This window comes from Pseudoalteromonas sp. S1608 (genome assembly GCF_005887265.1).
Classification (GTDB): domain Bacteria; phylum Pseudomonadota; class Gammaproteobacteria; order Enterobacterales; family Alteromonadaceae; genus Pseudoalteromonas; species Pseudoalteromonas undina.
On sequence record NZ_PNDK01000065.1, the window covers coordinates 1 to 5,093 of the forward strand.

Below are 5,093 nucleotides of genomic sequence, written 5' to 3' on the forward strand. Positions count from 1 at the left end.
GAACCTCGAACCTCGAACCTAAGACTTTTACAAATACTCAAACACTTTAACTACCCGCTCTACGCCAGAGATGTTGCGAGCTATATTAACGGCTTGGTTTGCTTCAGCGTCAGATACTAGCCCCATTAAGTATACTTCGGCATTTTCAGTCACTACTTTTATATTATTACTGCTGATGTTTTCAGCCGCTAAAAGCTGCGCTTTTACTTTTGAGGTTAACCATGAGTCGTGAGTTTGCGTGGTGATTCCAATATTAGAGCCAATGCGAAGTTGGTTATGAATTTTGCGAATACCAGATAGGTTCTCAATGGTTTTAAACGCTTGGTTTTTCATTTCTTGGTTAGGCACTTGGCCTACCATTAAAACCACGCCATTTACGCTTATAACGCTGATATGAGCAAACTTATTAAGGCGTTCATCTTCGCTAATAGCAATACTGGCTTTTATTTCAATATTGTTGTCGTCTATTTGCGAGCCAATGGTTCGTCTATCGTTAGCGGCAGTAACAGCACTGGCTGTACCGGCGACCACAGCTGCGGCACAACCTTGCAATAACACAACAGTGCCTAAGATAATTAGGGAGCGTTTAAACATAATTTTCGTCCTGCGGGAAAAGGGTTAAATCCACCAACTCACTTAAACAGTGAAGGTTCACTAAATGCGATTCAATAATGCGACTCGGGCGTTTAGACGGCGTACGAATTTCTACATCGTTATGGCCAAGCAAGCCAACGAGTTCGCCGCCATCATCGCCTACCATTACTATGACCTTCATATCTTTGGTAAGTGCCGCTTCTACTGCAGAAATTATGTGTTTTTCATTACCATTAATGGCAAGTACCAATAATAAGTCACCTTGCTGAGCAAAGGCACGAACTTGGCGTGCAAATGTATCGTGGTCATCTATTTGATTGCCTTGGCCAAGGTTAATATTCTCTTGTGAGAGAGCGATTGCAGGTAAGCAGGGGCGTTCTGTTTCGTAAAAATTAACCAGTACGCCTGCCATGTGTTGTGCCAGCATATGGCAGTTTGCAGTACCGCAACAGATCAATTTATTCCCATTGATCAGGCTTTGTGCAATGGTAAATGCCGCTGATTCTAACGCGCTTGGCAACACTTCGCCTGCAGCTATTTGAACTTGAATACTTTCTTTAAAAATTTCTTTAATTGTATCTTGCATGGGTTACCAACAATTTATCTCTAATTCTGTGTGAGCTCACACCGGCTTTATTAAAAGGTAATTATTTTAGGCGTTAGCTAATGTTTAACTGTATGCTCAACATGAAGCTGTTGTAATCGTCTTATTTTTATACATCAGACATTAAAATACGTTTTTCAGCCAGTTAATATGTAATGACGGTTCGCCTGTTATAGCTACGTAATCAATACGTAATGGCTGGTTTTTTAAGTTTTTAGCACCAAGGTAATGATAAATAGTGCGCTTTAACTTAGCTTGCTTTTGCGGGCTTAGCGCATAATTAGCGCCGCCTTTTATGTTATTTTTACGAAACTTAACTTCAACAAACACTAAGGTGTCACCGTCTTTCATAATGACATCAAGTTCGCCGTAGGGGCAGTAGTAATTACGCTCAATCGCTTTTAAACCTTGCGCTTCTAAATACTTTTGCGCTTGGCGCTCATAATACTGGCCTTTTTCACGACTATTTTGCCACAGCTGTTTAAACCACGACATGCTAACCCCTTAGTTAATAATGGTTATGCCATCGTTTGCCGACTGCATAAATAGCGGCACAGGGCGTTGTGTTTTTAATTCCACAGGTTTTATACGGCGATTGCTGTACTGCGCCCATTGCAGTGATCGTTCAATATCACCGGCACTATTAATGGATAATTTACCGCTTAAGCCTGAAAAGTATTTATCGGGTGTAATGCTCAGCTGTCTAATATCATTCAGCATGGCGACGGCATCATAGGCCATGGCAAATAAACGTTGGCTAATATCAGCCTGTTCAGGCCATAAATCATTATATTGCTTACGTAGATTATGCTGCGTAATTTGTGAGTCTAACATCCAAGGAAGTTCGGTAAAGTAAAGCCCATCTAAATCGCCTTTGTCAGTGGTATCTATTTGCTTACTATGACTTTTAGAGCTGGCGTAAATGGGGATCCTGTCGGCAAAGGTGCTTACGTTAACATCTAGGTAAGGCTTAATTAATCGGGTCTCTATGGCGTCACCTAATATGTAAATTGCATCAATATCGCCACGTGAGCGGGTTTCACTTTCTACTTCTTTATTAAAGAGTGTTTTAACCGATTTAATACGCTCTTTTGATTTATCAACTTCTAGCAAGCTGGTAATGGTATTGGGCATATCTTTATTATCGTTGTAAAAGCCAACTTGTGTGGTTGTTTCACTATAGCGTTGCCATTGCAGGTTAAAGTAGTCAATTAAGCGCTGACCATTGGTATTATTTGGCGCTAGCAACATAGGTTTTTGATAACCTTGCGCTAAAAAATGCTCTAGAGTTTGTTGTACTTCATGCTCAGGATTAAGCGCAAAAAAGTAGTGCTGCAAAGAGGTTCGTTCGCCATCAAAGGTATTTAAATGTAATGTGGGTATATCGAGTAATGTATTGGTATTAGCGAGCTTATCTATATTGGCTTTTAATAGCGGGCCAATAACAAAGTCCGGTTGTAATTGTGTTATCTGTGCACCCAACGCTTCGGTTTCGGTATTTTCATCAATAAACAGCGTTTCGCTAATCTCTTTTTTATCAAGTGCAGCCAGTATGCCGGCTTTTAATGCATCCCCTAAGCGCTTGTTAGCACCTGACTGAGGTAATAGCACAACTAAGCGTTCAATATTTAGTGGTGCTAATTCATTGGCGTAGGTATCTTGTTTTGGTAGAACATTGGTACCAGGGTGCCCAAGGTAACGGCGGCGCCAATTATTAATCGCTTGGTCTAAATCAACAGAGCTGTTGGCATAAACCTGATGATACAAAGCTAAGTTAACCCAGCCTTGTTGAATAACCGAGCCACGGTTAAATCGCTCTAATGCATACGAAGAAAGCTGCTTTAAATTATGCCAAAGTGCGTCATTAAGTTTAGGGATAGAAATATTATTTTTTGCTACCGATTCAGAGGCAGCAAAAAAGTAAGGAGCTGCACGTTTTGGTAAGTCTTGCGACGCAAAAATGCTGGCAGTTAAAAATTGGTGCCAAGCAAAATGTTCAGGTTGCTTAAGTTGCCCCTCTAGCGTGTTTAGTACCTCAAGTGCTTGCTGATTTTTATTTTGCTCTTTTTGCGCAAAGGCAATGTATAAACGATTTTGAATTTGATCAACACTGGCGGTAAGTGCAAGTTCAGTGCATATTTTTTCGAGTAGTGGCCAGTTTTCTTCTGTAATTGCGCTATCACGAGCACTATAAAGTAGCTGAATTTTATCAGCGCCATAGCGGTTTTGCGCTAATTGGTAAATAGATTGCGCATTCAATGCTTCATTTTTCAGCGTATTGGCACTGTTACTTAAGTTATCGCTGGTTTTAGTTGGTTTTTCGGTTGTGCTACACGCCGATAACCCTGACAATATAATTAATAGACTAACTAGTTTAAGTCGCACAATGATTTCCCATACGTTAACGCGATTTGCTTATATTACTGACTGACGCAGGAGACCTCAATGTTAAATGAGGAGAATTCACAGAAAATTGGCACTCTTTACGTTGTTGCCACCCCAATCGGCAATTATGACGACTTAAGTCAGCGTGCAATCGCGACATTATCGCAGGTTGACTTAATCGCGGCTGAAGACACTCGCCATACTGGTAAGCTACTTAGCCACTTTGGTATTAAGGCTAAAACCTTTGCGTTACATGACCATAATGAAAAGCAAAAAGCGCAGCAAATTATCGACCAACTTAATCAAGGGTTAAATATTGCATTAGTTTCTGATGCAGGCACACCCCTGATCAGTGATCCTGGTTATGCGGTGGTTAATTTATGTCGTGAGCAGGGCGCAAGTGTAACCCCCGTGCCTGGTGCATGTGCTGCTATTACGGCGGTATGTTGTTCTGGGTTACCAACTGACCGTTTTCAATTTATTGGTTTTACACCTGCTAAAAGTAAAGCGCGCCAAGACTTTTTTATAGATGCGGTTAACTCAAGTATTACCAGTATTATGTATGAAAGTACCCACCGTATTATGGCAAGCCTTGACGATTTAGAAGCAGCGCTAGGTAGTGAGCAGCAGGTGGTATTTGCCAAAGAGCTCACTAAAACCTTTGAAACCTTTTTTAATGGCACAGTGAGTGAGTTAAAGCAGTTTTTAACTGACGATCCTACCAAGCAACGCGGTGAAATAGTACTCATGCTGCCAGGTAAAGCTAAGGTAGTTGACGATATTCCGCCAGAAGCCCGTAAAATGTTAGCGTTACTTGAAAACGAAATGCCAATGAAAAAAGCGTGTGGTGTAGTAGCCGATTACTTCGGCATGAAGAAAAACGCGTTGTATAAAACAATTATTGAAGAAAAACAGTAAATGTTTACTGCGTAGTGTTGTGCTCTCATGTATACTGCGCGCCGAGTTAGCCAAGATAATCGCTGCCTGTGACGAAAATGATCAGGGGGAGGAAAGTCCGGGCTCCATAGGGCAGAGTGCCAGTTAACGGCTGGGGGGCGTGAGCCCACGACAAGTGCAGCAGAGAGAAGACCGCCAATCTTCGGATTGGTAAGGGTGAAAGGGTGCGGTAAGAGCGCACCGGGCCGCTAGTAATAGTCGGTTGCAAGGTAAACTCCACTCGGAGCAAGACCAAATAGGGTTCCTTATGGCGTGGCCCACGTTGGAACCGGGTAGGTTGCTTGAGCCATAGAGCGATTTATGGCCTAGACGAATGATTATCACTTTCTTCGGAAAGGACAGAACCCGGCTTATATGGCTAACTCACTCATTCAATAAAAAAGCCCGCAGTTAACGCTGCGGGCTTTTTTGTGTTTGGAATAAGCTGTCAGGTTGCGGGCGGGAGGCGGGTTGCGGGCTTAAAACCTAAACTCGACGCGAGACTAACTATCGCCTTCAGGTATAAAAAACCTTGTAATGTTAACCGCAAGGCTTTTAAATTTCTCGAACCTCG

The 5,093-nt window shown here is 42.1% G+C and carries 5 protein-coding genes and 1 other RNA gene; 2 read left to right on the plus strand and 4 right to left on the minus strand.

What is annotated here, in order from left to right; all coding sequences use genetic code 11:
- Positions 1 to 27: 27 nt before the first annotated feature.
- From dolP to CWB75_RS18540, 4 genes are all read right to left on the minus strand, one after another.
- Positions 28 to 594: a division/outer membrane stress-associated lipid-binding lipoprotein gene (gene dolP / locus CWB75_RS18525; RefSeq protein WP_008468380.1), complete on the minus strand. Its 567-nt coding sequence runs from the start codon at positions 592 to 594 to the stop codon at positions 28 to 30.
- Positions 587 to 1,180 (minus strand): SIS domain-containing protein, encoded by a 594-nt coding sequence (locus tag CWB75_RS18530; RefSeq protein ID WP_008110721.1) that lies wholly within the window; start codon positions 1,178 to 1,180, stop codon positions 587 to 589. Before CWB75_RS18530 ends, dolP begins: the two co-directional genes overlap by 8 nt.
- Positions 1,181 to 1,321: 141 nt before the next feature.
- The gene (locus CWB75_RS18535) at positions 1,322 to 1,693 is read right to left on the minus strand and encodes a YraN family protein (protein WP_008110719.1); all 372 of its coding nucleotides are present in this window, start codon (positions 1,691 to 1,693) and stop codon (positions 1,322 to 1,324) included.
- A gap of 9 nt (positions 1,694 to 1,702) precedes the next feature.
- A complete protein-coding gene (locus CWB75_RS18540; protein ID WP_054202318.1) occupies positions 1,703 to 3,583 on the minus strand; it encodes a penicillin-binding protein activator in 1,881 nt (626 codons plus the stop codon).
- Positions 3,584 to 3,643: 60 nt separating this feature from the next.
- Between CWB75_RS18540 and rsmI the strand changes: the two genes are divergently transcribed.
- Positions 3,644 to 4,501 (plus strand): 16S rRNA (cytidine(1402)-2'-O)-methyltransferase, encoded by an 858-nt coding sequence (rsmI, locus tag CWB75_RS18545; protein WP_010390670.1) that lies wholly within the window; start codon positions 3,644 to 3,646, stop codon positions 4,499 to 4,501.
- Between the two features lie 43 nt (positions 4,502 to 4,544).
- Positions 4,545 to 4,909: RNase P RNA component class A (gene rnpB, locus CWB75_RS18550), an RNA gene on the plus strand.
- The last annotated feature ends 184 nt before the right edge of the window (positions 4,910 to 5,093 follow it).

Excerpts from the sequence above, each read along its gene's own strand:
- CWB75_RS18530 (WP_008110721.1), bottom strand. The coding sequence starts at position 1,180 with ATGCAAGATACAATTAAAGAAATTTTTAAAGAAAGTATTCAAGTTCAA.
- CWB75_RS18535 (WP_008110719.1), bottom strand. The coding sequence starts at position 1,693 with ATGTCGTGGTTTAAACAGCTGTGGCAAAATAGTCGTGAAAAAGGCCAG.
- rsmI (WP_010390670.1), top strand. The coding sequence starts at position 3,644 with ATGTTAAATGAGGAGAATTCACAGAAAATTGGCACTCTTTACGTTGTT.
- dolP (WP_008468380.1), bottom strand. The coding sequence starts at position 594 with ATGTTTAAACGCTCCCTAATTATCTTAGGCACTGTTGTGTTATTGCAA.